The following is a 611-nucleotide window of genomic DNA, read 5'->3' on the forward strand; positions in this document are numbered from 1 at the left end:
TCCCATTTCGCTCGCCACTACTTTGGGAATCTCGGTTGATTTCTTTTCCTGCGGTTACTTAGATGTTTCAGTTCACCGCGTTCGCTTCACTAGACCTATGTATTCAGTCTAGGATGACCCAAAAGGGCCGGGTTTCCCCATTCGGACATCTACGGATCAAAGCTCGTTTGCCAGCTCCCCGTAGCTTTTCGCAGGCTACCGCGTCCTTCATCGCCTGTGATCGCCAAGGCATCCACCACATGCACTTGTTCGCTTGACCCTATAACGAGTCTGTCTCGTTACAGGTTGAGTTCTCGCGTTGTGCCGTATTCCAAATTGAGCCGAACATGAAGTTCGAATCATCTTGAGATACATCGATACAATCACAACCCGGATAGTTTCCACGTCCATCTCAAGACGCTTCCGCTATCCAAATTACTTACTTCTTCCAGATTGTTAAAGAACGACAGCCGATATGGTGTTACTCATATCACTCTGACTGGCTCAATCGCCAATGACAAAAATTCGATCAAGTCGAACGCTTGTCATTGAAGATTGGTGGAGGCAGACGGGATCGAACCGACGACCCCCTGCTTGCAAAGCAGGTGCTCTCCCAGCTGAGCTATGCCCCC

The 611-nt window shown here is 49.4% G+C and carries 1 tRNA gene and 1 rRNA gene; both read right to left on the minus strand.

The window, feature by feature from the left end:
• Positions 1-259: ribosomal RNA gene (locus HWX31_RS34635) — 23S ribosomal RNA — on the minus strand; the annotation flags it as partial.
• A 276-nt stretch (positions 260-535) separates the two neighbouring features.
• Positions 536-611, minus strand: a tRNA-Ala gene (locus HWX31_RS34640).

This window comes from Burkholderia ubonensis, from assembly GCF_902833085.1.
Lineage (GTDB): Bacteria > Pseudomonadota > Gammaproteobacteria > Burkholderiales > Burkholderiaceae > Burkholderia > Burkholderia ubonensis.